The sequence below is a fragment of the Arthrobacter sp. Y-9 genome, from assembly GCF_029690065.1.
GTDB lineage: Bacteria > Actinomycetota > Actinomycetes > Actinomycetales > Micrococcaceae > Arthrobacter_E.
Window position 1 is genome coordinate 2,528,083 of the sequence record NZ_CP121463.1, and the last position, 25,612, is coordinate 2,553,694.

A 25,612-nucleotide genomic window follows, 5' to 3' on the forward strand; every position below is an offset into this window, starting at 1 on the left:
GACCGGAACCCCCGGAGTCCGCGCGGACCATCTCCCCCGGACGGACCGGGCCAGGCCACGAGAGAAAGCACCACACCTTTGAAACTGACCGGAAATCTCCTGAAGACCGGCGCCATCGCCGCCGTCCTCTCCCTGTCCCTCGCCGCGTGCGGCGGGACCTCGGGCCCGGCCAGCGGCGGTGCCTCCACGGATGCCCTCGCAGGCGCTCAGACGCCGGACAAGTACACGACGGCGGACGTGACCCCGATCGACAAGATCGAGAAGGACAAGCTCGGCCTCCTGACCCCGGGCACCATCAAGGTGGGCACCCTGTCCGACGCCCCGCCGAGCATCTACATCGACAAGTCCGGCAACTTCACCGGCTTCGACAACGAGCTGCTCCGCGCCATGGGCGCCAAGCTCGGCCTCAAGGTCGAGTTCGCCTCCACCAAGTTCCAGAGCCTGCTCGCCCAGGTCAAGAACAAGCAGTTCGACGTCGGCTCCTCCTCCATCTCCACCACGGACGCCCGTCGCAAGACCGTCGGCTTCACCAACGGTTACGACTTCGGCTTCATGGCCCTCGTCTCCAAGACGGACAGCAAGGTCAAGAGCATCTCTGAACTCAAGTCCGGCGTCCGCGTCGGCGTCGTCCAGGGCACGGTCCAGGACGACATGGTCACCAACCAGCTGGGCCTGGACCCGGTCCGCTACCCGGACTACAACACCGCCTACGCGAACGTGAAGAGCGGTCAGATCGACGCCTGGCTGGCCCCGTCTCAGCAGGCCGAAGGCCAGATCAAGGAGGGCGACGGCACCAAGATTCAGGAGAAGAAGGTCGCCACCCAGAACTTCTCCGCCTACGCCGTGGCCAAGGACAACCAGCCGCTGACCGACGCTCTGAACTCAGCCCTCGACGCCGTGATCGCCGACGGCACCTGGACCAAGCTCGTGAAGCAGTGGTTCCCGGAGCGCAAGACCGACGCCGAGCGTCTGCCGGAAGGCTGGAAGCCGGGCAGCAAGGCCGTCAAGGTCCCCGCCGACAAGTAACGGCTGACCGCAGGTCACGTCGCTGTGAACACCGCCCCTCAAGCCTGGGCCCTTCGGGGTCCAGGCTTGAGCGGCTGATACCGAAGGAGTCATATGGACGCCTGGAGCCGCCTTGCGGACACCTTTCTGAACTGGGACTACATCGCTGAGGTTCTGCCCACGATGTTCTCCTACGGCTTGTTGAACACGATTGTCCTGGCTGTCAGCTCGGCACTGATCGGCATGGTCCTCGGCATCCTGCTGGCCCTGATGGGCATCTCCCGGAACCCCGTGGCCCGGTGGATCGCACGCATCTACACCGACGTCTTCCGCGGCCTGCCCGCGGTGCTGGTCATCCTGGTGATCGGCCTGGGCTTCGGCCCGATCCTCAAGGACTTCACGGGCATCTCCAGCCCGTACCCGATGGCGATCATCGCCCTCGGCCTGATGGCCGCCGCATACACCGGCGAGGTCTTCCGTTCCGGCATCCAGAGCGTGGACAAGGGACAGCTGGAGGCCGCCCGCGCGCTCGGCTTCGGCTATGGCTCGTCCATGCGCTCGATCGTGGTGCCGCAGGGCATCCGCCGCGTGCTGCCGGCCCTGATGAACCAGTTCATCTCGCTCATCAAGGACTCCTCCCTCGTCTTCACCCTGGGCCTCATGGCCCGCGAACGTGAGCTGTTCCAGATCGGCCAGGACTTTGCCGCGAACAACGGCAACCAGTCGCCGCTGGTCGCCGCCGCCATCTTCTACCTGGTGCTGACCATCCCCCTGACGCACCTGGTCAACTACCTCGACAACCGCCTGCGCACCGGCAAGGCCCAGAAGGCCGAGCCGGATGAGGCCGCAGCCGTCATCGGGAAGGGATCCCACGCATGAGCCAGTTCGAATCCGGTTCCCTGACAGGCAAGAACCTCCACCTCGCCTTCGGCAGCAACAAGGTGCTCCGCGGCATCGACCTCCATGTCGAGAAGGGCACGGCCGCCTCGGTCATCGGCCCATCTGGCTCGGGCAAGTCGACGCTGCTGCGGGTCATGAACCGCCTGATCGAGCCCGACCAGGGTGACATCCTGCTGGACGGCCGCTCGGTGCTCAAGGACAATCCCGACGAATTGCGCCGCCGCATCGGCATGGTGTTCCAGCAGTTCAACCTGTTCCCCCACAAGTCGGTGGGCGAGAACGTCGCGTTCGCCCTGCGCAAGCTCCGCAAGCTGCCCAAGGACCAGGCCTGGACCGAGGCGCTGGCGCAGCTCGACAAGGTCGGGCTGAAGCACAAGGCGGAGGTGCGTCCCGCCACCCTGTCCGGCGGGCAGCAGCAGCGCGTCGCGATCGCCCGCGCCCTCGCCATGCAGCCCGAGGTCATGTTCTTCGACGAGGCCACCTCAGCCCTCGACCCGGAACTGGTCAAGGGCGTGCTGGCCCTCATGACGGACCTGGCGAAGGACGGCATGACCATGGTCGTCGTCACCCACGAGATGGGCTTCTCCCGCAACGTCTCCAACCAGGTGGTGTTCATGGACGGCGGCGTGGTCGTCGAGAACGGGTCCCCGGACCAGCTCTTCACCGACCCGCAGACCGACCGTTTGAAGACCTTCCTCTCGGACGTGCTCTGACGCCTTCCCCCTTCGCGAGGGAACAGGTGAGGCCCCCATCCGGCTCGGGTGGGGGCCTCAGCTGTTCCCTCGCGGATCCGGGGGACGACGACGGCGGCGCACCGCCCGCCGTCGTGGCCGTCAGAGCGCGCGGGTCACAGCGGCAGGACGCCTGCGCCTTTCAGATCCCGCATGACGATCGTGGAGCTGAGCTTGGCCACCCCGGGCAACGCCGCGAGGTGAGTGTCGTACAGGGACTGGAAGCCGGCGAGATCGGTCGCCACGCACTTCAGCAGGTAGTCGGGATCACCGAACAAGCGGTACGCCTCGACGATCTGCACCTCCGCCACCACGGCGTCCTCGAACGCCCGGATCGTCTCCTGGGACGTCTCGCGGAGCGTGACGAACACGAGGGCTCCGAAACCGAGTCCGACGCTCTGCAGATCCACCTCGGCACGGTAGCCGCGGATGACGCCGTCGGCCTCCAGATCCTTGAGCCGTCGATGGCACGGCGCCACCGTCAGCCCGACCTCCGCGGCCAGCGCGGTGGCCGTCATCCGGCCGTCCTTCTGAAGGCTGCGCAAAATACTTCTGTCAATGGCGTCGATCACGAGAAGAATCTATCGCAGAATGCGGGAATCCGCCGCAAAGTCGCGAGCACTTCTCGCGAGGATTTCCCTAGTCTTGCGCCATGGACTTCTCGCCGTTCCTGGGCTTCGCAGGCATCTCGCTGGCACTCGTCATGACTCCGGGCGCCGACTGGGCCTACACGATCGCGGCCGGTCTCCGCCGCTCCTCCCCGGTTCCGTCCGTGGCGGGTCTCTGCACGGGATACGTCGTCCACACCGCCCTCGTCACCGCCGGGCTCGGGGTGCTCCTGGCGGCCCGGCCGGACCTCGTCTCCTGGCTGTCCATCGCCGGGGCGTTCTACCTCGCCTGGCTGGGCCTGAGCACCCTGCGGTCGTGGCGTTCGGCACGGATCGAGTCCACCGGCCCGGCGTCCTCGGGCGACCTTCCGATCCTCGACCAGACCGCAGGAACCCTTCCGTCCGCGCCCGTCGCCGAGCGTCCCCGCCGCGGACGGGAGTTCCTCGTGGGGCTGGGCACCAGCGGCATCAATCCGAAGGGCGTGCTGCTCTTCGCCGCGGTCATGCCACAGTTCGTGACGCTGAATTCACCCCTGCCGGTGGCCGCGCAGACGACCGTGATGGGCCTGTCCCACGTGCTGATCTGCGTGCTCGTCTACGGGGCGGTGGCGTTCGCCGCCCGCCGTCTGCTCCGGAGCCGCCCCGGACTGGCCCGCACGGTCACGCTGGGCAGCGGACTGCTCATGCTGCTGATCTCCGTCGCGCTTCTGGTCGAGCAGGGCGGGCACCTGCTGGCCTGACCGCCAACGGCCCGGGCGTCCGGTTCAGGACGCGGACTTGGTCCGCACGACGAGCTGGGCGGCGGCCTCGGCCTTCGCCCGGAACGCCGGGTCAGCCTCGGCCCGGGCCACCACGGCATCCAGCATCCGGCTCGCGGTCCAGCTGTTGGCGCACACCAGGAGCGACCCGCCGGCGTTGAAGAACCCGATCGCGCGGTCCTCCGGGCTCAGCGAGGACAGCTGCTTCGCCTCACACAGATCGTCCGACACCACGGCCCCACGGAATCCGAGATCCTGGCGCAGCATGCCCTGGATGATCACCGGCGACAGCGGCGCCATCCGGGACGGATCGATCCGGTCGTAGTAGGCGTTGGACAGCATCACCCACTGGACTCCCGACTGGACGGCCTGGCGGAACGGCTGCAGCGAGGGGTCGTTCCGCGTGGTGACGGTGTCATGCACATCGGTGGCGACGTCGGTGTTGGCCGTGACCCGGCCGAGGCCCGGGAAGTGCTTCACCACGGGAGCCACGCCCGCCGAGGCCATCCCCTGCGCGAAGGCGTTCCCGGACGCCGAGACCGTCGCCGGATCGAAGCCGTAATTGCGCTGGTAGTGGCCGATCGGGATGTTCTGCGGCGCGAAGTCCGCGGACGGGACCACATCCAGCACCGGGGCCAGATCCATCGTCATCCCGGCCGCGCGAAGCTCGCTCCCCCACTGCCGGGCGGCCGCCCGGAGATCGGCGGGAGCCCATTGCCCCTGCTGCACGGCACTCGGAATCGCGCTGAACCCGGGCCCACGCAGCACCTGCACCTGCCCGCCCTCCTGATCCGTGGCGATGGCGGGAGGGATGACGGTCTGCGAGGACTGGACCGCGGCGCGCAGCTGAGCGACCACGGAGGCCGTCCCGTCGACGCCGTCGGACGTCCGGCCGTTGAGATAGAAGTTGCCCACGCCTGCCTGGAGGGCCGCCGCGGTCGCGCCCAGATTGCTCCCGTCCGCCTTGGCCGAGACCAGGAAGAGCTGTCCCAGCCGCTGGCGCAGACTGAGCGAGGCCAGACCGGGGGGCGGCTTGGCGGGGCTGGCGCCGGGCGCGGCGGGCGACGGCGCCGGGCTCGGAGTGCTGCGGGTCGAGGTGGGCGTGGGCGTCGGAGTGGGGGTCGCCGAGCGGGTCGGCGACGACCCTGCCGTGGCGCCGACGCTCCCGGACGCCGTGGAGGAACCGGTCGGACTCACCGGCTGCGCCTGGCACGCGCAGCCGGAGAGCACGCAGCCGGAAAGAACCAGGAGCAGGGCGGTGATGCCCGCTCCCCGGGTCCTTCGCAGGCTGCGCGCGCCCATGGCGAGTCCTTTGATCAAGCCCCCGCGGCTGCCTTGGCCGCGGCGGGAAGTGCGGTGAAGATGCGGTCCATGGCGGCGTCGTCGTGCGCGGCGGAGAGGAACCAGGCCTCGAAGACGCTCGGCGGCAGGTAGACACCGGAGTCGAGCATCGAGTGGAAGAACGGCGCGTAGCGGTGCGCTTCCTGGGCCTGGGCCTGGGCGTAGTCGTGGACGCCGGTGGCGGAGGTTCCGAAGGCCACCGAGAAGAGGTTTCCGGCGCGCTGGATGGAGTGGTCCACCCCTTCGGCGTCCAGGGCTGCCGAAAGGGCCGTGGACAGTTCCAGCGAACGGGCGTCCACCGTGGCGTAGACCTCGGGCGTCGCGTGGGTCAGCGTCGCGACGCCGGCCGCCATCGCGACCGGGTTACCGGACAGCGTGCCCGCCTGGTAGACGGGACCCAGAGGAGCAAGGTGATCCATGACCTCGGCACGGCCACCCAGGGCTGCGGTCGGCAGGCCGCCGCCGATCACCTTGCCGAAGGTGAAGAGGTCGGGAGCCCAGCCCTCGGTGGCGCCGGTCAGGCCCCAGTAGCCGGCCCAGCCGGTGCGGAAGCCCGTGAGGACCTCGTCCAGGATGAGCAGGGCGCCGTTGGCCTCGGTGATCCGGCGCAGGCCCGCATTGAAGCCCTCGCCCGGGGTGACGACGCCCATGTTCGCCGGGGCGGCCTCCGTGATGACCGCGGCGATGCGGCCCGGGTGAGCGGCGAACGCGGCTTCGACGGCCGCGAGGTCGTTGTACGGAAGCACCAGGGTCTGCGACGCCGTGGCCTCGGTGACGCCCGCGCTGCCCGGCATCGCGAGGGTGGCCAGGCCGGAGCCGGCGGCGGCGAGGAGCGAGTCCACGTGGCCGTGGTAGCAGCCGGCGAACTTGATGACGAGCTCCCGGCCGGTGAAACCGCGGGCGAGGCGGATGGCGGTCATGGTCGCCTCGGTGCCGGTGGAGACCATGCGGATGCGCTCGACGGCGGGGACGCGCTGCATGACCAGTTCGGCGAGGCGGCCCTCGTCCTCGGTGGACGCTCCGAAGGAGAGGCCGCGGTCCACGGCCTGGTGCACGGCGTCCAGGACGGCGGGGTGCGCGTGGCCCAGGAGCGCGGGGCCCCAGGAGCAGACGAGGTCGACGTATTCCTGGCCGTCGGCGTCGTACAGGTAGGCGCCCTTCGCGCCCGCCATGAACCGAGGAGTGCCGCCGACCGAGCCGAACGCCCGGACGGGCGAGTTCACCCCACCGGGCATGAGTTGCTGGGCACGGGCAAAGAGCTCTTCGGAGTGGGTCATGACTCCATTCTCCCACTCCGGGAGGGCTCCACGCACGTTCAGGAGGCCCCCGGGACCGGCCGTCCCAGGAGCATCTCGCGCTCCTCCGCCACCTTGCTCCGGATGGCCGAGATGACCGCTGCGACGGCGGGCTGGCGGAGCGCGTCGGCGCGGACCACCATCCAGTACGGGAGCTGTTCGCTGAACCGTTCCGGGAGGAGCCGGACCAGGTCCGGATGCCGGTCTGCCATGAAACAGGGCAGGAAGCCGATACCCGCGCCGGCCCGCGTGGCCTCGACATGGACGAAGACGTTGGTGGAGGTCAGGGCGTCCCGCATCTGCGGCGCGAGCCGTCGCGGGGCGTCCAGGTCATCCACCTGGAGCATCGAGTCCACGAAGTACACCAGGCCATGCCGGGCGAAATCCTCCTCGCACTCCGGCGTCCCGTGCCGAGCCAGGTAGTCGCGGGACGCGTACATGCCGAGCGTGTAGGCGCCCAGCGGGATGGCCTCCGCCCGGTGCACCTGGGGCTCCCCGACCACCACTTCGATGTCGACGCCGGAGCGCTGCTGCTGGGCGCGCCGGGTCACGGTGACGAGCTCCACCGCGAGACCGGGATGCGTCCTGCGCAGCGCCGCCACCGCGGGCGAGGCGATGTAGGCGCTGAATCCGTCAGTGGCGGTCATGCGGACCACCCCGGTCACCGGGTCTTCCGCCTCGGGCCCCAGACGCGCGACGGCGTCGGCCACCTGGGCGGCGACGCCCACCGCCCGCTCCCCCAGCGGCGTGAGTTCCCAGCCGCCGGCCGACCGGACCAGGACGCGGCCTCCGAGCGCTTTCTCCAGGGCGGCGATCTTCCGGGCCACCGTGGTGTGGTTCAGCCCCAGGGCTCCGGCGGCCACGGTGAACCGTCCGGAGCGGGAGACCTCCAGGAGGACCAGCAGTTGATCCGGCGAGGGTGACGGCGTCGTCATGGGCACCACCTTAGACCCGCCGCCCACCACGTGCTGTGCAATTCTGCACATTCGTGGTGCGGCACTGGCCATTGATGCGGCAAATTCGCGCAGCGATACTGGCAGGGATCCAGTGACGCGCATCATAACGCGGTGGTGCCGGCTCACTGCAGACACCGGAGGAACTCCATGAGCACCAGAGAACAATCCGCCGAAGCGGCCGCCGACCGTCCGCTCCTGACCCGCATCGTCTCCGCCTCCATGGCCGGGACCGTGGTGGAGTGGTACGACTTCTTCCTCTATGCCACGGCTTCGACGATCGTCTTCAACAAGATCCTGCTGCCTAAGATGGGCAACGAGTACGACGCCATCATCGCCGCCTTCATCACCTACGCCGTCGGCTTCATCGCTCGGCCCCTGGGCGGCGTGGTCTTCGGGCATCTCGGCGACCGCGTCGGCCGGAAGCAGACCCTGCAGATCACCATCATGATGATCGGGGTCGCGACCGTCCTGATGGGCTGCCTCCCGAGCTACCAGCAGATCGGGGTGTGGGCGCCCATCTTCCTCGTCGCACTCCGCTTCATCCAGGGCCTCGCGCTGGGCGGCGAATGGGGCGGCGCCGTGCTCCTGGTGGCCGAACACGCCCCTGACGGTCAACGGGCCTTCTGGTCGTCCTGGCCACAGGCCGCGGTGCCCCTCGGCAACGTGCTGGCCACTCTGGTTCTCTGGATCATGACCTCGGTCCTCGCTCCGGCGGAGTTCCTGTCCTGGGGCTGGCGCGTGGCGTTCTGGCTGTCCGCCGTGGTGGTCCTGGTCGGGTACTACATCCGGACCAGGATCACGGACGCACCGGTGTTCCAGGAGGCCAAGGCGGAGATGGACCGCGAGAAGAACGCCGGGTTCGGGGTCTGGGAGGTCCTGCGCAAGTACCCCCGCGGCGTCCTCGTGGGAATGGGGCTGCGCTTCGCGGAGAACATCCTGTACTACCTCGTCGTGACGTTCTCGATCGTCTATCTCGGGACGGCCCTCAAGGTGAACACGGCGGAGATCCTCGGCATGATCGCCGTGGCGCACGTGTGCCACTTCATCGCGATCCCCCTCGTGGGACGCCTCGCCGACCGTGTGGGACGGCGGCCCGTGTACCTCGCCGGCGCGATCCTCGGCGGCACCTGGGGCTTCTGGGCGTTCCCCGCCTTCGGAACGCGGAACACCTGGATCGTGGTGCTCACGATCATCGTCGGCCTGCTGTTCCACTCCCTGATGTACGCCGCGCAGCCGGCCATCATGGCGGAGATGTTCCCCACGCGGATGCGGTACTCGGGGGTCTCCATCGCCTACCAGGTGACCTCGATCGTGGCGGGATCGCTCGCACCCGTCCTCGCCACCGAATGGCTCAAGAGCACCGGCTCCTGGTGGCCCACCGCCGTGTACCTCGCCGTCGCCGGCGTCATCACCCTGGTGGCGGCACTGTGTCTGCGCGAGACGCGCGGGATCTCCCTGCGGGCCCTCGACGCCGGAGCCGCGCCGGGTCGCGGGGCGTCCGCCGCCGTCGTCGGACATCCGAAGGAGTCCCTGCGATGAGCGCGGACCGGCGGCGGAAGGCGCTCGTCACGGGAGGGGCCTCGGGGATCGGCGCCGCCGTGGCCACGGCCCTGGCGGACGCCGGGCTGCACGTGGTCGTGGCGGACGTGGACGGCCGGGCCGCGGAGGAGGTGGCCACCCGGATCGGCGGAGAGGCGTGGGCCGTCGACCTCCTGGACACCGCCCCTCTGGAGACCCTCGAGCTGGACTGCGACGTCCTGGTCAACAACGCCGGATTCCAGAAGGTCGCGCCGATCACCGAGTTCGACCCGGACACGTTCCGACGGATCCAGCGGCTCATGGTGGAGGCGCCCTTCCTCCTGATCCGGGCCGCACTCCCCGGAATGTACCGCCGGGGCTGGGGACGGATCATCAACATCAGCTCGGTGCACGGGCTACGGGCGTCGCCGTTCAAGAGCGCCTACGTGACCGCCAAGCACGCGATGGAAGGACTGTCGAAGGCCACCGCTTTGGAGGGCGCGGCCCACGGCGTCACCTCGAACTGCGTGAACCCCGGCTACGTCCGGACTCCCTTGGTCGAACAGCAGATCGCGGATCAGGCCGCCGCGCACGGCATCACCCCCTCCGAGGTGCTGGAGAAGGTCATGCTGACCGAGATGGCGATCAAACGCCTCGTGGAACCGGAGGAGGTCGCGTCACTCGCCCGCTTCCTCGCCTCCGACGACGCCGCCATGGTCACCGGGGCCGGCTACACGATGGACGGGGGCTGGTCGGCGCGCTGACGCCCGGCATCGCTCTCCCCGCGACAACGGACTTCCCCCGGCGCCGGAACGCCGGGGGAAGTCCGTTGTCAGGGAAACGCCTCGGTGCTGCTACGCCAGCATGTCGTTGACGAGCGGCGCGACCTGGGTGCCCAGCAGCTCGATGCTCTTCAGCATGGAGGCATGCGGGAGCGTGCCGTTGGAGTACTTCAGATCGAAGCGCTGCATGCCGAGGTTCTTCTTGGCCGTGACGATCTTCCGGGCCACGGTCTCCGGCGAACCGACGTAGAGCGCGCCGTGCGCCGCGACCTGCTCGTTGAACTCGATGCGGCTCGCGGGACCCCAGCCACGCTCGGCTCCGATCTTGTTGCGGCTGGCGAGCCAGTGCGGGAAGAACTCCTCGCGAGCCTGCTCATCCGTCTCCGCCACGTGGCCCGGGGAGTGCACGGCGAGGGGCTGCCACTCCTTGCCCTGCTCCTCGAGCGACTTGTAGTACAGGTCCACGTAGGGACGGAAGCGGGCGGGGTCGCCGCCGATGATCGCGAGCGTCATCGGGTAGCCGTAGCTCGCGGCGCGCACCACCGACTGCGGGCTGCCGCCGACGCCGATCGACACGGGAAGCAGCCCGTCGGAGACCTGCGGATACGCCATGAGCCCGCGGATCGGCCCGCGGGTGCGGCCCTCCCAGTGGATGGGCTTCTGCGAGCGGGCCTTGTCGAAGAGGGCGAGGCGCTCCTCGAACAGGAGTTCGTAGTCCTCGAGGTCGTAGCCGAAGAGCGGGAAGGACTCGATGAACGATCCACGGCCCAGCACCACCTCGGCCCGTCCGCCGGAGATGGCGTTGAGGGTGGAGAAGCGCTGGAAGACGCGGATGGGGTCGTCGGAGGAGAGCACGGTGACAGCCGAGGAGAGGCGGATGTTCTCCGTCTTCCCGGCGATCGCGGCGAGGACCACCTCCGGCGCGGAGACCGCGAAGTCCTTGCGGTGGTGCTCCCCCACGCCGAAACCGAACAGACCCACCTGATCGGCCAGGACCCCCTCCTCCACCACGTCGCGGAGGACTTCCTCATGAGACTTGGGCGCGCCGTCCTGGCGGAGGGTCACATCACCGAAGGTGTCGACGCCGAGATGAACCGAGTGCGTGGAATCTGTATGCATATGCATGCAAACCGAGGGTGGTCCGGATTCATTCCCGGCCGCGGAACGGGCCGTCCGGGACCGGCCCGTCGTACTCCAGTTCCCGGATCTCGACGTCACCGCTGCCCGCGTCCCACGCCCCGGCCACGGACGCCTCCGCCGCTGGACGCCGCCCCGCAGGCGAAGTGCCTCCGGCCCGCTCCGTGAGACCACGGGCCGCCTGCCAGTCGGCCAGCTCCCGCGTGCGCCAGGCGAGCAGGCCCATCAGCCGGGGCGCGCGCTCGAGCAGGGACGGAAGCCACGCCGCTCCGGCCGAGATCAGGGCGGTGAAGACGCCGCCGAACAGGGGAAGGTACCAGGGCAGGGACACCCCTGAGGAGTACCCCGGCGCGGGACCGTCCAACGGAGGCATCATCACGGGCTCGAACCAGGAGACGGCATTCACGAACGTCTGCTGCAGGACCACGAGCAAGGCCGTCACGAGCACCGGAAGAGCCACGGCACGGCCTACCCTCCTCCTGCGGGAGCGGATCGACTCCCAGCTTCGCGCCTGTCCCTCGTCCGCACCCGACGGACGCCCCTCGGCCAGATCACGGGCGGCCAGCGCCTTGTCGGCGGCCCGCCGTCGCAGTCCGAGCACGACGGCGGGGCGCAGCGCCAGCACGAGTGCCAGCATCCAGAGTCCGAGCAGAAGCGGTGTCGCCGCTGCGGCGCCCTCCGGTCCGAAGCCCGAGGTGAAGGGAGCAGGGGTCTCCACCAGAGCGCGGATGGGCAGCGCCACCGAGGACCACGTGATGACCCCACCACCGAGCACCGTTGCCGCAGCGAGGAACCCCAGGTACACGGGGTCCGTCAAGAGCAGCGCTGGGCCCAGCGTGCCGTCACCCGGCACGTCCGGCTGTGGAGGAGCCTCGGCCAGGGCGACGGCGGCGAACACCGTCGCGATGACCGTGAACGCCACCAGGAAGTGGACAGTGATCCGCCGCACCTCATCGACGAGAAGTTCCAGCAGACCCTGGCCCGGTGCGCGCAGCCATTGGAGACGGCCGGTCACCGCCGCCAGGAAGACCAGGGTGAACACGGTGAGAGCCATCGACCACCAGCGCGTCTGCAGAGTGACGCTGAGAGTCAGCGGAAGGTCCACGGTCGGGGACCAGAACCCGAGCGCGGGCACGACCACGAACGTGGTGAACAACGCCTCCCAGAACGCCCGCGCCAGAATCGCCGTCATCGGCCAGGGGCTCTCTTCCCGGCGGCTGGACCGCCGGTACACACCTCGCACACACCACCAGAGGAGCAGGAGAAAGCTCATCACCAGCCCGGTCGCATGGAGCTGCGAGAACGCGGTGCCCTGAGCGATCTGCGCGCCGTGGAAGGTCGCGTCGAGCCCTCCGCCGAGCAGCATGCCCGCCTCGACCAGCAGGACGACGACGGCGGTCTCCGGGTGCTCGGCCAGGGCGCCGGCGTCGAGGGGAAGGCCGGTGACCGTCGCCAGCATCGTGATGAGGACGATCGTCAGCACGACGCCGGCCAGCACCGAGAAGACGAGGATCACCGCCACGAGCGACAGCAGTGTTCTCAGGCCGCGCCCGGAGAACACCGCCTGGCCCTGAGCGCGCAGGACGTCGATCCAGGACTCCCTCGGCCCCGTCGGAACCGCCTTCGTCCAGGCTTTCCCCGCAGCCCGCTCCGCACCCATCGACGTCCCCCTCGTCATCGGCGCCACGGCCGATCCGGGACGCCCTGCCGGCCGCGCCGTACGGGGCGCCGTCTCAGACGCCCCGGAACACCTTCGGGTTCAGCCCCGGCGCAGCCACCCGGCCAGCTCGCTGGCCCAGTACGTCAGGATCATATCGGCACCGGCCCGCTTGATGCTCAGGACGGACTCCATGATCGCCGCGTCGCGGTTGATCCAGCCGTTGGCGGCCGCGGCCTCGATCATCGCGTACTCGCCCGAGATCTGGTACGCCGCCACGGGCACGGGGCTCATCTCAGCGACGTCCGCCAGGATGTCCAGGTAGCTCATGGCCGGCTTGACCATGACCATGTCCGCACCCTCGTCGAGATCCAGCTGGACCTCGAGCAGGGCTTCGCGGCGATTGGCGGCGTCCATCTGATAGGTCCGGCGGTCGCCCTGAAGCTGGGAATCCACTGCTTCACGGAACGGGCCGTAGAACGCCGAGGCGTACTTGGCGGCGTAGGCCAGGATCGAGACGTCCTGGAATCCTGCGGCGTCCAGCGCGGAACGCATCGGGGCGATCTGGCCGTCCATCATGCCGGACGGGCCGAGGACGTGAGCGCCGGCCTCCGCCTGTGCCACGGCCATCCGTGCGTAGATCTCGACCGTGCGGTCGTTGTCCACGCGGCCGTCGGCGTCGAGCACGCCGCAGTGGCCGTGATCGGTGAACTCGTCCAGGCAGACATCGCTCATGACCACCAGTTCGTCGCCGACTTCGGCGCGGACGTCGCGGATGGCCTTGTTCAGCACGCCGTCGGGGTCGAGGCTCGCGCTGCCTTCGGCGTCGCGCACCGCCGGCACGCCGAACAGCATGATGCCGCCCACTCCCAGCTCCACGGCCTCGGCTGCCGCGCGCTTGAGGGAATCGGTGGTGTGCTGCACGACGCCGGGCATCGACGTGATCGGGGCCGGCTCGCTGAGGTCTTCGCGGATGAACGCGGGCAGGATCAGCTCGGCCGGCGCCAGGCGGTGCTCGGCCACCAGACGGCGCAGGGCGGGGGTGGTCCGGAGACGGCGGGGACGGTGGTGGAGTTCCATGGGTTCTTCTCCTGAATGTCAGTCGTCCAGCGCCGCGATGACGGCGTCGACGATTCCCTGGGGTGTGGGGGTGGCCGCGACGGCGGCCACGGTGAGGCCGAGGCGCTCCGCCTCGGCCGCGGTGCTCGGCCCGATCGCCACGAAGCGGGCCTGGAGGGCGTCACCGAGACGCTCCACGACGGCGCGTGCGGCACTCGGCGAGGCCGCGACGACGGCGTCGAGCCGCCCGTGCGCATCGGCTTGCCTGGCCTGTTCCGGGCTGAGGATCGCGAAGGAGGACACGCTCGGCGCACCGGTCACGCTGCGGCCGAGTTCGACCGTGAGGCGGCGTTCCGGCCGGGCCGGGGCGTCCACCGTGTGGTACGCCGTGATGGTGTCCACGGTGTTCCCGGCGGCCCGGAGCCCTTCGGAGAGCACCGTGCCCGCGATGTCGGCCTGCGGCAGGAGGATCCGGTGACCCTGTCCGGTCCACAGCGCCAGGAGTCCTTCCGCGGACTGCCGGTCCTCGGGCGCGAGCGCCACGGTCAGTCCGAGCCGTTCCAGGATCGCCCGCGAGGTGGGCCCGATGGTCGCGACCTGGACCGGCGCCTCGGTGAGCGCCTTCCAGCGCTCGGTGCCCGCGTACTGCACCAAAGCCCGGACCGTGGTGATACTGCTGACCACCAGCCAGTCGTATTCGCCGGCGATGGCACGGTCCACCGCGTCGACCACCGCGGACGGGTCGGTCACGGCCTCGAAGTCGATGAGAGGCAGGAGCGCCGGCCACGCGCCGTGGACCTTCAGGGCGTGGTTCATGACCTGCGCCCGATCCGGGGACCTGGTCAGGAGCACGGTGCGGCCGGCGAGCGGCAGGCGCTCGGGGTCCAGGCCAAGGCGTTCCCGCTCGGCCCGGATGTCCCGGTCCTCCAAGTCGGTGGACGTCTGCGGGAACCCCTCGGCGGAGGGCCGCTCAGCCGAGGTCGGCAAAGTCCGCCACCCCGGCGTCGAGGAGTTCCTCAGCCAGTTCGATCCCCAGGAGGGTCGCTCCCACCTCGGTGAAGACGTCCGTCGCCTTGGAACGGCGCTCGTGCCGGGTGCCGTCCGGCGCACAGACCACGGCCTGCAGGTGCAGGAAACTGCCCTTGCGGAACGCATGGGCACCGACCGGTGCGGCGCAGCCGGCCTCGAGCCGCGCCAGCAGCGCGCGCTCCGCGGTCACGGCGAGCCGGGAGTCGGCGTCGTCGATCGCGGCGAGAGCCTGCGCCAGAACGTCCGGCGCAGCGGCCTGCGAGAGGTCCTGCGGCGCGTCGGCGCTGCGGGTCTCGACGGCCAGGGCACCCTGCCCGGGGGCGGGGAGCATGACGGACGTCTCGAGGTACTCGCTGATGACATCGGTCCGGCCCAGCCGCTTCAGCCCGGAGGCGGCCAGCACCACGGCGTCCAGGTCACCCGGGGCGTCCGCGGCGTTGCCCGGGAGGCCCGGCACGCGGCCCAGACGGGTGTCCACATTGCCGCGGATGTCCACGATCTCCAGGTCCGGACGGGTCAGCAGGAGCTGGGCCGCCCGGCGCGGGGATCCGGTGCCGACCCTCGAGCCGATGGGCAGGGTCTCCAGCGTGAGGCCGTCCCGCGCGCAGAGCGCGTCGCGGACGTCCTCACGCGCCGGGACCGCCGCGATCGTCAGGCCGGGGACGGCCGCCGTCGGGAGGTCCTTGAGCGAGTGGACGGCCACATCGCAGCGCTCCACCAGCAGCGCGTCGCGCAGCGCGACGGCGAACACCCCCGTGCCGCCCATCTGGGACAGCGGGCCGGTGAGGACGTCGCCGTCGGTCTTGATGCGAATCAGTTCCGTCTCAAAACCGCCGACCGCGGCCAGCTGATCTGCGGTGTGCTGGGACTGTGTGACAGCCAGCTGGCTCCCACGCGTTCCGATGCGGACGCCCATGCTCTTCTCTTCCTCCTTGTCCCGGTGTCCCCGGGTGATGCGGCCTAGGCCGGGTATGCGTCGTGCGTGGTGCCGAGGGTGACACCGGCTTCGGCGATCACCGGCTTGGCGCCGCGGAAGTTCTCGCAGCAGCCGGGACGGCAGATGTCGTACCAGGCGCCGAGGTCCGTGACGTGCGGGCGGTCGGCGATGTTCTGGGCCACCGTCCGCTCGCTGATGAGGTCCACGAGGCCGGCCACGAAGGTGCCGTGCGTGCCCGGGGTCGGCACGCGGACGGCCTCGACGCCGAGTTCCTTGCAGGTCTCCAGCGCCTCGGTGTCCAGGTCCCAGGCGACCTCCATGTGGTCGCTCACGAAGCCGAGAGGCACGATCACGGCGCCCTTGACGCCCTGCGGAGCGATCTCCTCCAGGTGGTCGTTGATGTCCGGCTCGAGCCACGGCACGTGCGGGGCGCCGGAGCGGGACTGGTAGACCAGATCCCAGGCGACCTCGGGGGCCACGACGGCCATGATGGCGCGCGCGGCGGCCAGATGCTGCGCGACGTAGGCGGAGCCGCCCTCGAAATCGCGGGGCTCGTCGGCGCTGCGGCCGGCGGCCTCGGCGTCACGGGTGGGGATGGAGTGCGTGGCGAAGAGGACGCGGATCTCCGAGTCCCGGGAGCCGTCCTCGGCTTCCAGGGCCACACGGATCTTCTGCAGGCCCTCGAGCGTGCCCTCGACGAACGGGAGGATGAAGCCCGGGTGGTCGAAGTACTGGCGGACCTTGTCCACCTGGAGCTTGCCGTCCAGGCCGGTCTCGGTGAGCGCGAGGCCGATGTCCTCGCGGTACTGGCGGCAGCTGGAGTAGCAGGAGTAGGCGCTCGTGGTGATCATGAGGACGCGGCGGTGGCCGTCGTCGTACATCTGCTGGAGCGTCTGCGGGATGTAGGGGTCCCAGTTGCGGTTGCCCCAGTAGAGCGGCAGGTCGAGGCCGCGGGCGGAGAGCTCGGACTCGATGGCCGCCTTCAGCTCACGGTTCTGCTGGTTGATGGGGCTGATGCCGCCGAACGCGCGGTAGTGGTGGCTGACCTCTTCGAGGCGCTCGTCCGGGATGCCGCGGCCACGGGTGACGTTCCGCAGGAAGGGGATCACGTCGTCCTGGCCCTCGGGCCCGCCGAAGGAGGCGAGGAGGACGGCGTCGTACTCGGCCGGGGCCATGCGGCCGCGGTCGGTGACGGGGTTCGGTTCGGTGCTGATGTGCAGCGCCTCGAGGGCGGCGTCGACTGGGGTGCTCATGCAAGGACCTCGGCAATCTGGGCCGCCGGGATGCGACGACCGGTGTAGAACGGGATTTCTTCGCGGACGTGGTTACGGGCCTCGCTGTGACGCAGGTGGCGCATCAGGTCCACCAGGTCCACCAGCTCCGGCGCTTCGAGGGCCAGGATCCACTCCCAGTCGCCCAGGGCGAAGGATGCCACGGTGTTGGACTGGACCTGCGGGAACTCGCGGCCGAGCAGACCGTGCTCACGGAGCATCTGGCCGCGCTCTTCGGCGGGGAGGATGTACCACTCGTAGGAGCGGACGAACGGGTAGACGCACAGCCACTCCTCGGCGGGGACGCCGCGGGAGAAGGCCGGGGTGTGGCTCTTGGCGAATTCCGCGTCACGGTGCACGCCCATGGCGGAGAACGCCAGTTCGGTGCCGGCGAACAGCTCGGTGCGGCGGATGCGGCGCAGTGCGGCCTGCAGCTCCTCCGGCTTGGCGCCGTGCAGCCAGAGCATGACGTCGGCCTCGGCGCGCATGCCGGAGACGTCGTAGGCGCCGCGGAGGGTCACCTGATGCTCGGAGAGCGACTCGACGAGGGTCTCGAAGGCGGCCACCGCGCCCTCGGCACGCTCCACGGCGCCGGTGCGCTTGAAGACGGCCCAGAGGGTGAAGAACTCGTTGCCGCCGCCCTGGGGCTCCGGCGCCCCGGCGTGGTGTCCTGCTGCTGCGTGGCTCATGCTGCTGTGTCCTCCTGCATCGGAAGTGATCGGATGTCCGTCTCCGCTGTGTACTTCGGTACTTCTTTTGACTTCTACGATACGTAGAATTCTAGGCCCGCGAGGGCCCCTGCCCGGAACCGGTCCCGGCTCCGGTGAAAATCTTGAGCGTGTCCGCCACCACGGCGGCGAGCCCGGTTCCCGCCAGCCATGCTCCCACGACGTCGAGTGCCGGCTCCGCAGCGCACAGCTCCCGGACGGCCGCGACACGCTGCCGGTGTCCGACCGCCGCGAACGGCAGCGCCCCGGACCAGCGGACCACGTCGTGATCCAGCACGTCCTCCGCGGCGAGGGGCACGCCCAGCAGCTCGGACGCATCGGCCAGGGCAGCCCGGAAGAGCTCCTCGTCGCTCTCGGGGGCGGCGGGGCCGGGCCCCTGACCCGGGTCACCGTCCTGACGACCGTAGCTGAGGCGCAGCACGTGAACGCCCGGCCCTGCGGCCTCGGCCAGCCACGGCCACTTCGCGGTCGCGTGCGTGAGGGCCTTCGCCTGCACACCCTGCGTCTGGGGCGCCACGAGGATGCCGGTGCCGCGGGGGCGGGCATCCAGCTCGGGCTGGTCGACCACGAGGGTCACGAGCTTGATCCGCGCCCCCGGCTCGGGGCGGTGCGCTGCGAGAGCGGGCACCTGGGAGGCGAGCAGCTCGACGGCGGCAGGGCCGTCCAGCGCCACGACCAGGTGCTCGGCGCGCAGCGTCTCCGCCGCGCCGTCGCGCTCGACGGGAACGGTCCAGACGCCCTCGGCGTCCCGGCTGACGGGCCGCGCCACGGCAAAGGTGAGCACGCGGGCGCCGGCCTCCCGGACGCGCGCTTCCAGCGCCTCCACCAGCCGGTGCATGCCGCCACGGAGACCCGCGACGGCGGACCCCGCACGGCGAGGGCTTCCGGACCGGTCCGAGTCCCCGGCGATCGCCCGGGCGGACTGCCGCTGCGCGAGGACGGCCGCGCCGAGCGAGCCGTGTTCCCTCATCCGGTTCCGCAGGCCGGGGGCCACCATGTCCACATCGAGCAGGCCCGGATCGGCAGCGTGGACTCCGCCCACCACCGGCTCGACCAGGCGTTTCAGCACCCGCCGGCCCTGCCGCAGCCTGACCAGCCGGGCCACGCTGCTGACGTCCGCACCGGCGCCGAGATTGCCGGGCAGCACCCGGTCGAGGCTCGCCCGCAGGGATCCGGTCCAGCCGAGCGTGCGGCGGACCTCCTCGTCCCAGGGATCGGCCGGGATGCCGAGGACACCGGTCTTCGGGAGTTCGCGCGGCCCCTGGGGAAGCCTCACCCACGCACCCGACGGATGCGGCGCGACCACGTCCTGGTCGAGTCCCAGCTCCGTCAGGAGAGCAGGGATGGCGTCGCCGCGCGTCGCGAAGGACTCCGCGCCCGAGTCGAGCGTCAGCCCGCCCACAGTGTGCGAACCCACCGCACCGCCCAGCACGGGCCGCGCCTCCACGAGGGTGACGGCCACGCCGTCGGCGCTCAGCCGGTACGCGGCCAGCAGCCCCGACACTCCCCCGCCGACGACGACGGCGCGCCGCACCCCGGCGGGCGCGGTCACCGGGGCAGGGCCGCGGCCCTGCTGTGGCTGGGTGTGCTGGGACATGGCGGGCTCAGTACCCGATCGAGTGGATGAGCTCGACCACACGGGTGAGCACGTCAGGATCCGTCTCCGGGGGCACCCCGTGACCGAGGTTGACCACGTGGCCCGGGGCGGAGGCGCCCGCCGCGATGACCTTGCGGACATGGGCCTCCAGGACTTCCCACGGAGCGGGCAGCAAGGCGGGGTCGATATTGCCCTGCAGCGGGACCGCGCCACCGAGGCGACGGTTGGCCTCGTCGAGGGGCAGACGGTAGTCGACACCCATGACGTCCACGCCGACCCGATGCATGGCGGGCAGCAGTTCGGAGGTGCCGGTGCCGAAGTGGATCAGCGGGGCGCCGAGGCCGCGGACGGCGTCCAGCGCCCGGGCGGAGGCGGGGGCGACGTAGCGCTCGTAGTCGGCCAGGCCGAGGGAACCGGCCCAGGAGTCGAACAGCTGGGCGGCGGAGGCGCCGGCTTCGAGCTGCGCCTGAAGGAAGAGGCCCGAGGCGTCGGCGGCCCAGGCGGCCAGGGCCTCCCAGGTCTCGGGGTCGGCGTGCATCATCGTCCGCGGGCCGAGGTGGTCGCGCGACGGGCGGCCTTCCACCATGTAGGCGGCCAGGGTGAACGGGGCGCCTGCGAAACCGATCAGCGGGGTGCTGCCCAGCTCCTCGACGGTGAGCCGGACGGCCTGCCGGATGGGCTCGAGGGCCTCCCAGGTGAGTTTCGGCAGGGCGGCGACGTCCGCAGCCGTCCGCACCGGGTTCTCCAGGACCGGGCCGACACCGGGGACGATGTCCACGCCGACGCCCGCGAGCTTGAGGGGGATCACGATGTCGGAGAAGAAGATGCCGGCGTCGACGTCGTGGCGGCGCACGGGCTGCAGCGTGATCTCCGCGGCGAGCTCGGGCTTGAGGCAGGAGTCCAGCATGGAGATCCCCTGGCGGACCTCGCGGTATTCGGGCAGCGAGCGGCCGGCCTGGCGCATGAACCACACGGGCCGACGGGTGGGCTTGCCTCCGCGGTACGCGGTGATCAGCGGGGAATCCGACGTGGCGCCGGTGACCAGAGGGTGGGCAGCCGGGAGGGCCTGGAGCATGGAAGGCATATCTTGATTGTGCCTACCTTCGGGGCTCCCACTTGACGACACTTCGTCACTGACACTGTGTCAGTGATTTCCGCGCCATTGCTGGGATCCGCGGATTCGCGGCCGGTTTTTCTACAAAGGTGCGAAGAGCATAAGATGGTGCCACTGTGGTGCTCTTTTCCCTCACGGCGACCCACGCCGATCTGAACCTCGAAACCGTTGCTCGGCTGAGCAAGGGCGCTTCCGCCGTCGCCTCGCGGAGCGCCATGTCGCCGCCGCTGCCGGGCCGCTCCGGTGACGCCGCCGAGGACCTCGCGCTGAACGGCTCCGTGGTCCTGGCGACCTGCAACCGCTTCGAGATCTACGCCGAAGCCGCCACCGAACGCGGCCTGGAAGCGGCCCGTGACGAACTTCTCAAGAACATCACCACCCAGAGCGGCCTGGACGTGGACACCGTCTCCCAGGCCCTGACACTCCGCCGTGGCCCCGAAGTGGCCCGCCACCTCTTCTCGGTCGGCGCGGGACTCGACTCCGCCGTCGTCGGCGAACGCGAGATCGCGGGCCAGGTGCGCCGCGCCCTCATCACCGCCCAGGATTCCGGCACCGCGAGCCCCGGCCTGGTGCGCCTGTTCCAGGCAGCCAGCCGCACGGCGAAGGAGGTCGGCACCCGCACCGCCCTGGGCAGCCGCGGCCTCTCGATCGTCTCCGTGGCTCTCGAACTGGCCACCGAGCTGTCCGTGGACCGCGACTGGGAGAACACCCGCGTGGTCCTCTTCGGCACCGGCGCCTACGCCGGAGCCACCATGGCCCTGCTCCGCGAACGCGGCTGCACCCGGGTCAGCGTCTTCTCCGGCTCCGGCCGGGCGGGCGAATTCGTGGCGGCCCGTGGCGGCACCGCGCTCGACGCGGACAATCTGTCCGCCGCGATCGCCGAAGCCGACGTCCTGATCGGCTGCAGCGGTTCGGACCGCCGGGTGTCCGCCGAGGAGCTCGCCGAGGTCCGCGGCCCGGAGCCCAGGCCCTTGATCGTGATCGATCTGGCGCTCAGCCGCGACTTCGACCCCGCCGTGGATGAGCTCGACGGCGTGGAACTCCTCACGCTGGAATCCGTGCGGCTCGCCGCGCCCGAGGAAGCCGCCGAATCCCTGGCCGAGGCCACCCGGATCGTGGATTCCGCCGCGCATGAATTCGAAGCGGAGCGGCGCTCCCGCAGCGTGGACTCCGCCATCGTGGCGCTGCGCCGCCACACCATGTCCGTGCTCGACTCCGAGATGGAGCGCGTGCGGGCCAGGCACGGCTGCACCGCCGCCGCCGAGGAGGTGGAGTTCGCGCTGCGCCGCATGGTCAAGCAGCTCCTGCACACCCCCATGGTCCGCGGCCGCGAACTCGCCGCCGCCGGTTTGCAGGAGCAGTACGTGAACGCCATCGAGGCGCTCTACGGCATCGACGTCGCCGAGCCGCAGCCTGCCGCGTCGGAGGCCGGTTGCCCTGCGCATGAAGCCCCGTCGCACGGCGGCGCCGCGCAGGATCACACTCAGCAGGTTCAGACTCAGCAGGACCTCAGCGCCTGAGGCCTCCGGGCCTGGAACCCGGACATCCGGACGCTCAGGCCCGAACCCTCAGTAGACCGGCTTGCCCGGCTCCACGTCCCGCACCCATGCCAGCACGCCGCCGTCGAGGTGGCTGACCTTCGTGTAGCCCTCGCGGCGCGCGGCGGCCAGCACGTTCGCGGAGCGGCTGCCCGCCTTGCAGTGGAACACGATCTCGGTGTCCCGCGGCAGCTCGTTCCACGCGTCGCCTGCCAGGATCCGGCCCTGCGGGATGAGGACGGAGCCCGGGATCGCCACGATGTCCCGCTCCCCCGTCTCCCGCACGTCCACCAGCAGGAAGTCCCGTGTCCCGGCGTCGCGCTGCTCCAGCATCGAAGCCAGGCGCCGCGCGTCGATCACTCCGTCGTCCTCACCGCCGGCCTCCGACGACGCCTCCTCCGCGGGTGCGATGCCGCAGAACGCGGCGTAGTCGCTCAGCTCGGTGATGGGCTGCGCCTCAGGATCCTTGAGCACGGTGATCTCCCGCCAGGACCCGCCCAGGGCATCGAACAGCGCGACACGGCCCAGCAGGGACCGGCCCACGCCCGTCACCAGCTTGATGGCCTCGCTCACCATGAGGGAGCCCACCGCGGCGCACAGCATGCCGAACACGCCGCCTTCGCCGCAGCTCGGGACGCTGCCGGCCGGCGGGGCTTCGGGGTACAGATCCCGGTAGGTGGGGCCGTGCTGCTCCCAGAACACGCTCACCTGCCCGTCGAACCGGAAGATCGAGCCCCACACGTACGGCTTGCCCGCGATCGCCGCGGCGTCGTTGACGAGGTAGCGGGTCTCGAAGTTGTCGGCGCCGTCCAGGATCAGGTCGTACTGCCGGAAGAGCTCGACGGCGTTGGAGGAGTCCAGGCGGACGCGGTGCTGGACCACGGTCACCAACGGGTTCAGCTCGGCGATGGCCAGCGCGGCCGATTCGGTCTTCGGCAGCCCCACACGATCGACCGTGTGCATCACCTGCCGCTGGAGATTGCTCAGCTCCACGACGTCGTCGTCCACCACGCCCAGGGTGCCCACGCCCGCCGCCGCGAGGTAGAGCAGCGCAGGCGAGCCCAGCCCACCGGCGCCGATCACCAGGACGCGCGCGTTCTTCAGCCGGCGCTGGCCCTCGGAGCCGATCTCCGGGATGATCACGTGGCGCGAATAGCGCTCGAGCTCTTCGCGGGTCAGATCCGCCGCGGGTTCGACCAGGGGCGGCAAAGCGGTGCGGGAAGTCAGGGAGGACATGTCTTCAATGTATGCCCACCGCCTCACACGCGTCATATTACCTATGGGTAAACTGGCCTTCACGCCGGACGCACAGGGATGGCGCTGGAAGTAAAGGATGGAATGTGACGGTGAGCGAAGCACGGCCGGGCGCTCGTACCGCGCGTCTTCCCCGGGACGAACGGCGGGCACAGCTGCTCCAGGCGGCCCAGGAGGTGTTCGTCGCGAACGGCTATCACGGTGCCGCGATGGACGAGATCGCCGAGACGGCCCGGGTCAGCAAGCCGGTCCTCTACCAGCACTTCCCCTCCAAACGGGAACTCTTCCTCGCACTCCTGGAAAGCCATCTGGCGGTGCTGACGGACATGCTCCTGACGGCCATCGATTCCACCACGGACAACAAGCTCCGCGTCCAGGCCGTCATGCGGGCCTACTTCGAGTTCATGGCCGGCGACGATCAGGCGCACCGTCTGGTCTTCGAATCCGGACTGACCAATGACGAGGAGGTCAGCGACCGTCTGGAGACGTTCAACCGGACCTTCGCGGACGCGGTCGCCCGGGTGATCGCCGAAGACACGAAACTCCCCCTCCTGGAAGCGCAGCTCCTCGGACGCGGCCTGGCCGGCATGGCCCAGGTCAGTGCGCGGTACTGGCTCGAGACGGACGGGAAGCTCGACCTCGACGTCGCCAGCGACCTCATCTACCGCCTCGCCTGGCGCGGCATCAGCCGCTTCCCGAAGGAGAGCTGAGCGCGCGCCTCCGCTCCGCCCGACCCCGTGTTCGCTCCCAGCGTGCCCGAACAGGCCTTCTCCCCCGGCCCGCCATATTAGGCTTGGAACAGCTGTTGAAGCCTGCGGTGCGCCGTGTTCGTCCGTGGCCCGCACGAAACTGCCAGGAGGCAATTGTGGAAGTAAAGATCGGCATCCAGAACGTCGCTCGCGAAGTCGTGTTCGAGTCCTCCGAGGAAGCGGAGGCCATCGCCACCGCCGTCTCCGAGGCCCTCGCCTCCGGCGGACAGCTCTCCCTGACCGATGACAAGGGCCGCCGCGTGATCATCCCCGCAGCGGTCCTCGGCTACGTCGAGATGGGCCCGGAAGAGCAGCGCCGCGTCGGTTTCGGCGCTCTGTAGGCAGACATGCTGTCCTTGATCATCCCGGTCCTGCTCGTGGCGGCCGTCGGCGCGCTCGCCTGGGCCGTCAACCGGCAGCGCGCCACGCTGGGCGCCGCACTCCCGGCCGGGGCGGGCGTCCTGGTCACCGCACTCAGCTGGATCATCTTCATCGCGTTCGGACTGGGCTACCTGCCCGGCTGGACCTGGCTGCCGTGGATCGGACCGCTGGTCCTGGGCATCGCGGCGTCGTTCTCCGTGTCCTGGATCCTCAGCTCCCGCCGATCCGCCGAGGACGCCAAGGCGCTGACGGAAATCCTGAAGGTCTGATTCCTTCAGGCCGGACGTCTTTCAGGCGCGACGCCGAGGGGCGCCTCCCGTACCGTTCAGGTCCGGGAGGCGCCCCTCAGTCGTTGTCGCCTCTCGCTCGGGTCTCGCCGCGCGCCGCGATCCGCGCCGGAGCCCCCGCCCCGGAATCTTCCACCCTGCCCTCTGGGCGTCAGAGGAACGTCCCGGAGGACCCCCGTGGCTCAGAGGAACTCGGCCCGGCCCTCCATGCTGGAGGAGGCCAGTGCGTGCTCGCGGCGCGGGATACGGCCGGCGAGGCGGGCCAGGCGGCCCGCCGTCACGGCGTGCCGGAAGGCGGTCGCCATGCGGACCGGATCCTGCGCACGGGTGACGGCCGTGGCCAGGAGCACCGCATCACAGCCCAGTTCCATGGCGAGCGCCGCGTCGGACGCCGTGCCGATGCCGGCGTCGAGCACCACGGGAACAGAGGCCCGCGAGACGATCACTTCGATGTTGTGCGGATTGAGGATGCCCAGCCCCGTGCCGATCGGGGCGCCCAGCGGCATCACGGCGGCGGCGCCGAGCTGCTCGAGGCGCAGCGCCAGGACCGGGTCGTCGTTCGTGTAGGCGAAGACCTTGAAGCCGCGGGAGACCAACTGCTCGGTGGCGTCCACCAGTTCCACGGCGTCCGGCAGCAGCGTGTGCTCGTCGGCGATGACCTCGAGCTTCACCCAGTCCGTCTCCAGGGCCTCGCGCGCCAGTTCCGCGGTCAGCACGGCGTCGCGCGCCGTGAAGCACCCGGCCGTGTTCGGCAGAACGCGGATCCCCTGGTCCACGAGCAGCTGGAACAAGGAGCCGCTCTGCGCCGGACTGTACCGCCGCATCGCCACGGTGGTGAGTTCCGTCCCGGAGGCGACGAGCGCGGCGCCCAGACCGTCCAGGCTCGGCGCCCCTCCCGTGCCCATGATGAGCCGGGACCCCAGCTCCACTCCATCGACCACCAAGGGATCGAGCCCCTGGTCCTGCAGCATCTCCGTCAT

25 protein-coding genes are annotated in these 25,612 nt (G+C 70.3%); 10 read left to right on the plus strand and 15 right to left on the minus strand.

Annotated elements, in window-relative coordinates; translation table 11 throughout:
- Positions 1-78: 78 nt before the first annotated feature.
- The 3 genes from P9849_RS11330 to P9849_RS11340 all read left to right on the plus strand — a co-directional run bounded on the left by P9849_RS11330 (position 79) and on the right by P9849_RS11340 (position 2,618).
- Positions 79-1,026, plus strand: coding sequence for an ABC transporter substrate-binding protein (locus P9849_RS11330; RefSeq protein ID WP_278266893.1), 948 nt, complete (start codon positions 79-81; stop codon positions 1,024-1,026).
- A 93-nt stretch (positions 1,027-1,119) separates the two neighbouring features.
- Entirely contained in the window at positions 1,120-1,884 is a 765-nt protein-coding gene (locus P9849_RS11335) for an amino acid ABC transporter permease (protein ID WP_278266894.1), read from the plus strand.
- Positions 1,881-2,618 carry an amino acid ABC transporter ATP-binding protein gene (locus tag P9849_RS11340; RefSeq protein ID WP_066211147.1) on the plus strand — a complete coding sequence of 246 codons (738 nt, stop codon included), beginning with the start codon at positions 1,881-1,883 and terminating at the stop codon, positions 2,616-2,618. The genes P9849_RS11335 and P9849_RS11340 overlap by 4 nt, the downstream gene beginning before the upstream one ends.
- Positions 2,619-2,752: 134 nt before the next feature.
- Here the strand turns inward: P9849_RS11340 and P9849_RS11345 are convergent, their stop codons facing one another.
- Positions 2,753-3,208: an Lrp/AsnC family transcriptional regulator gene (locus P9849_RS11345; RefSeq protein ID WP_278266895.1), complete on the minus strand. Its 456-nt coding sequence runs from the start codon at positions 3,206-3,208 to the stop codon at positions 2,753-2,755.
- Between the two features lie 80 nt (positions 3,209-3,288).
- Between P9849_RS11345 and P9849_RS11350 the strand changes: the two genes are divergently transcribed.
- Positions 3,289-3,984, plus strand: coding sequence for a LysE family translocator (locus P9849_RS11350; protein ID WP_278266896.1), 696 nt, complete (start codon positions 3,289-3,291; stop codon positions 3,982-3,984).
- A 24-nt stretch (positions 3,985-4,008) separates the two neighbouring features.
- Here the strand turns inward: P9849_RS11350 and P9849_RS11355 are convergent, their stop codons facing one another.
- Genes P9849_RS11355 through P9849_RS11365 form a run of 3 tightly spaced genes read right to left on the minus strand, consistent with a single transcriptional unit; the run spans position 4,009 to position 7,573 of the window.
- Positions 4,009-5,304, minus strand: coding sequence for a glycoside hydrolase family 3 N-terminal domain-containing protein (locus P9849_RS11355; RefSeq protein WP_278266897.1), 1,296 nt, complete (start codon positions 5,302-5,304; stop codon positions 4,009-4,011).
- A 14-nt stretch (positions 5,305-5,318) separates the two neighbouring features.
- Positions 5,319-6,620, minus strand: coding sequence for a glutamate-1-semialdehyde 2,1-aminomutase (gene hemL / locus P9849_RS11360; RefSeq protein ID WP_107003591.1), 1,302 nt, complete (start codon positions 6,618-6,620; stop codon positions 5,319-5,321).
- 38 nt (positions 6,621-6,658) lie between these two features.
- A complete protein-coding gene (locus P9849_RS11365; protein WP_278266898.1) occupies positions 6,659-7,573 on the minus strand; it encodes a LysR family transcriptional regulator in 915 nt (304 codons plus the stop codon).
- A gap of 168 nt (positions 7,574-7,741) precedes the next feature.
- On the opposite strand from P9849_RS11365, the gene P9849_RS11370 reads away from it, so the two are divergent.
- Positions 7,742-9,133 (plus strand): MFS transporter, encoded by a 1,392-nt coding sequence (locus tag P9849_RS11370; RefSeq protein WP_278266899.1) that lies wholly within the window; start codon positions 7,742-7,744, stop codon positions 9,131-9,133.
- Positions 9,130-9,876 carry a 3-hydroxybutyrate dehydrogenase gene (locus P9849_RS11375; protein ID WP_278266900.1) on the plus strand — a complete coding sequence of 249 codons (747 nt, stop codon included), beginning with the start codon at positions 9,130-9,132 and terminating at the stop codon, positions 9,874-9,876. Before P9849_RS11370 ends, P9849_RS11375 begins: the two co-directional genes overlap by 4 nt.
- 90 nt (positions 9,877-9,966) lie before the next feature.
- Here P9849_RS11375 and P9849_RS11380 read toward each other — a convergent pair whose 3' ends face one another.
- The 9 genes from P9849_RS11380 to hemE form a co-directional block, all read right to left on the minus strand.
- A complete protein-coding gene (locus P9849_RS11380) occupies positions 9,967-11,019 on the minus strand; it encodes an LLM class flavin-dependent oxidoreductase (protein WP_278266901.1) in 1,053 nt (350 codons plus the stop codon).
- A 22-nt stretch (positions 11,020-11,041) separates the two neighbouring features.
- On the minus strand, positions 11,042-12,691 hold the full coding sequence (locus P9849_RS11385) for a hypothetical protein (protein WP_278266902.1): 1,650 nt from the start codon (positions 12,689-12,691) through the stop codon (positions 11,042-11,044).
- A gap of 99 nt (positions 12,692-12,790) precedes the next feature.
- Positions 12,791-13,768, minus strand: a complete 978-nt coding sequence (hemB, locus tag P9849_RS11390; protein WP_278266903.1) for a porphobilinogen synthase — start codon at positions 13,766-13,768, stop codon at positions 12,791-12,793.
- Positions 13,769-13,786: 18 nt separating this feature from the next.
- Positions 13,787-14,734, minus strand: coding sequence for a uroporphyrinogen-III synthase (locus tag P9849_RS11395; protein ID WP_278266904.1), 948 nt, complete (start codon positions 14,732-14,734; stop codon positions 13,787-13,789).
- Positions 14,718-15,692, minus strand: coding sequence for a hydroxymethylbilane synthase (gene hemC, locus P9849_RS11400; RefSeq protein ID WP_066211166.1), 975 nt, complete (start codon positions 15,690-15,692; stop codon positions 14,718-14,720). Before hemC ends, P9849_RS11395 begins: the two co-directional genes overlap by 17 nt.
- A 44-nt stretch (positions 15,693-15,736) precedes the next feature.
- Complete coding sequence (locus tag P9849_RS11405; RefSeq protein WP_144627677.1) at positions 15,737-16,966, minus strand: ferrochelatase; 1,230 nt, start codon at positions 16,964-16,966, stop codon at positions 15,737-15,739.
- Entirely contained in the window at positions 16,963-17,673 is a 711-nt protein-coding gene (hemQ, locus tag P9849_RS11410) for a hydrogen peroxide-dependent heme synthase (RefSeq protein WP_278266905.1), read from the minus strand. The genes P9849_RS11405 and hemQ overlap by 4 nt, the downstream gene beginning before the upstream one ends.
- 91 nt (positions 17,674-17,764) lie before the next feature.
- Positions 17,765-19,309, minus strand: coding sequence for a protoporphyrinogen oxidase (hemG, locus tag P9849_RS11415; RefSeq protein ID WP_278266906.1), 1,545 nt, complete (start codon positions 19,307-19,309; stop codon positions 17,765-17,767).
- Positions 19,310-19,316: 7 nt separating this feature from the next.
- Complete coding sequence (hemE, locus tag P9849_RS11420) at positions 19,317-20,393, minus strand: uroporphyrinogen decarboxylase (RefSeq protein WP_278266907.1); 1,077 nt, start codon at positions 20,391-20,393, stop codon at positions 19,317-19,319.
- Positions 20,394-20,539: 146 nt separating this feature from the next.
- Between hemE and P9849_RS11425 the strand changes: the two genes are divergently transcribed.
- The gene (locus tag P9849_RS11425; RefSeq protein ID WP_278266908.1) at positions 20,540-21,943 is read left to right on the plus strand and encodes a glutamyl-tRNA reductase; all 1,404 of its coding nucleotides are present in this window, start codon (positions 20,540-20,542) and stop codon (positions 21,941-21,943) included.
- A 48-nt stretch (positions 21,944-21,991) separates the two neighbouring features.
- Here the strand turns inward: P9849_RS11425 and moeB are convergent, their stop codons facing one another.
- A complete protein-coding gene (moeB, locus tag P9849_RS11430) occupies positions 21,992-23,197 on the minus strand; it encodes a molybdopterin-synthase adenylyltransferase MoeB (RefSeq protein ID WP_278266909.1) in 1,206 nt (401 codons plus the stop codon).
- A 110-nt stretch (positions 23,198-23,307) separates the two neighbouring features.
- Between moeB and P9849_RS11435 the strand changes: the two genes are divergently transcribed.
- The 3 genes from P9849_RS11435 (at position 23,308) to P9849_RS11445 (ending at position 24,614) form a co-directional block, all read left to right on the plus strand.
- Entirely contained in the window at positions 23,308-23,925 is a 618-nt protein-coding gene (locus tag P9849_RS11435) for a TetR/AcrR family transcriptional regulator (RefSeq protein ID WP_244907321.1), read from the plus strand.
- Between the two features lie 155 nt (positions 23,926-24,080).
- Positions 24,081-24,305, plus strand: coding sequence for a DUF3107 domain-containing protein (locus tag P9849_RS11440; RefSeq protein WP_066211181.1), 225 nt, complete (start codon positions 24,081-24,083; stop codon positions 24,303-24,305).
- Positions 24,306-24,311: 6 nt separating this feature from the next.
- Entirely contained in the window at positions 24,312-24,614 is a 303-nt protein-coding gene (locus tag P9849_RS11445) for a hypothetical protein (RefSeq protein WP_278266910.1), read from the plus strand.
- Positions 24,615-24,814: 200 nt separating this feature from the next.
- On the opposite strand, the gene P9849_RS11450 is transcribed toward P9849_RS11445, so the two are convergent.
- Positions 24,815-25,612 (minus strand): thiazole synthase, encoded by a 798-nt coding sequence (locus P9849_RS11450; protein ID WP_278266911.1) that lies wholly within the window; start codon positions 25,610-25,612, stop codon positions 24,815-24,817.

Bases quoted from the DNA above. Each gene is read 5' to 3' on its own strand.
- P9849_RS11335 (WP_278266894.1), top strand. From the start codon at position 1,120: ATGGACGCCTGGAGCCGCCTTGCGGACACCTTTCTGAACTGGGACTAC.
- P9849_RS11340 (WP_066211147.1), top strand. From the start codon at position 1,881: ATGAGCCAGTTCGAATCCGGTTCCCTGACAGGCAAGAACCTCCACCTC.
- P9849_RS11350 (WP_278266896.1), top strand. From the start codon at position 3,289: ATGGACTTCTCGCCGTTCCTGGGCTTCGCAGGCATCTCGCTGGCACTC.
- P9849_RS11355 (WP_278266897.1), bottom strand. From the start codon at position 5,304: ATGGGCGCGCGCAGCCTGCGAAGGACCCGGGGAGCGGGCATCACCGCC.
- hemL (WP_107003591.1), bottom strand. From the start codon at position 6,620: ATGACCCACTCCGAAGAGCTCTTTGCCCGTGCCCAGCAACTCATGCCC.
- P9849_RS11365 (WP_278266898.1), bottom strand. From the start codon at position 7,573: ATGACGACGCCGTCACCCTCGCCGGATCAACTGCTGGTCCTCCTGGAG.
- P9849_RS11370 (WP_278266899.1), top strand. From the start codon at position 7,742: ATGAGCACCAGAGAACAATCCGCCGAAGCGGCCGCCGACCGTCCGCTC.
- P9849_RS11375 (WP_278266900.1), top strand. From the start codon at position 9,130: ATGAGCGCGGACCGGCGGCGGAAGGCGCTCGTCACGGGAGGGGCCTCG.
- P9849_RS11380 (WP_278266901.1), bottom strand. From the start codon at position 11,019: ATGCATATGCATACAGATTCCACGCACTCGGTTCATCTCGGCGTCGAC.
- P9849_RS11385 (WP_278266902.1), bottom strand. From the start codon at position 12,691: ATGGGTGCGGAGCGGGCTGCGGGGAAAGCCTGGACGAAGGCGGTTCCG.
- hemB (WP_278266903.1), bottom strand. From the start codon at position 13,768: ATGGAACTCCACCACCGTCCCCGCCGTCTCCGGACCACCCCCGCCCTG.
- hemC (WP_066211166.1), bottom strand. From the start codon at position 15,692: ATGGGCGTCCGCATCGGAACGCGTGGGAGCCAGCTGGCTGTCACACAG.
- P9849_RS11405 (WP_144627677.1), bottom strand. From the start codon at position 16,966: ATGAGCACCCCAGTCGACGCCGCCCTCGAGGCGCTGCACATCAGCACC.
- hemQ (WP_278266905.1), bottom strand. From the start codon at position 17,673: ATGAGCCACGCAGCAGCAGGACACCACGCCGGGGCGCCGGAGCCCCAG.
- hemG (WP_278266906.1), bottom strand. From the start codon at position 19,309: ATGTCCCAGCACACCCAGCCACAGCAGGGCCGCGGCCCTGCCCCGGTG.
- hemE (WP_278266907.1), bottom strand. From the start codon at position 20,393: ATGCCTTCCATGCTCCAGGCCCTCCCGGCTGCCCACCCTCTGGTCACC.
- moeB (WP_278266909.1), bottom strand. From the start codon at position 23,197: ATGTCCTCCCTGACTTCCCGCACCGCTTTGCCGCCCCTGGTCGAACCC.
- P9849_RS11445 (WP_278266910.1), top strand. From the start codon at position 24,312: ATGCTGTCCTTGATCATCCCGGTCCTGCTCGTGGCGGCCGTCGGCGCG.
- P9849_RS11450 (WP_278266911.1), bottom strand. From the start codon at position 25,612: ATGACGGAGATGCTGCAGGACCAGGGGCTCGATCCCTTGGTGGTCGAT.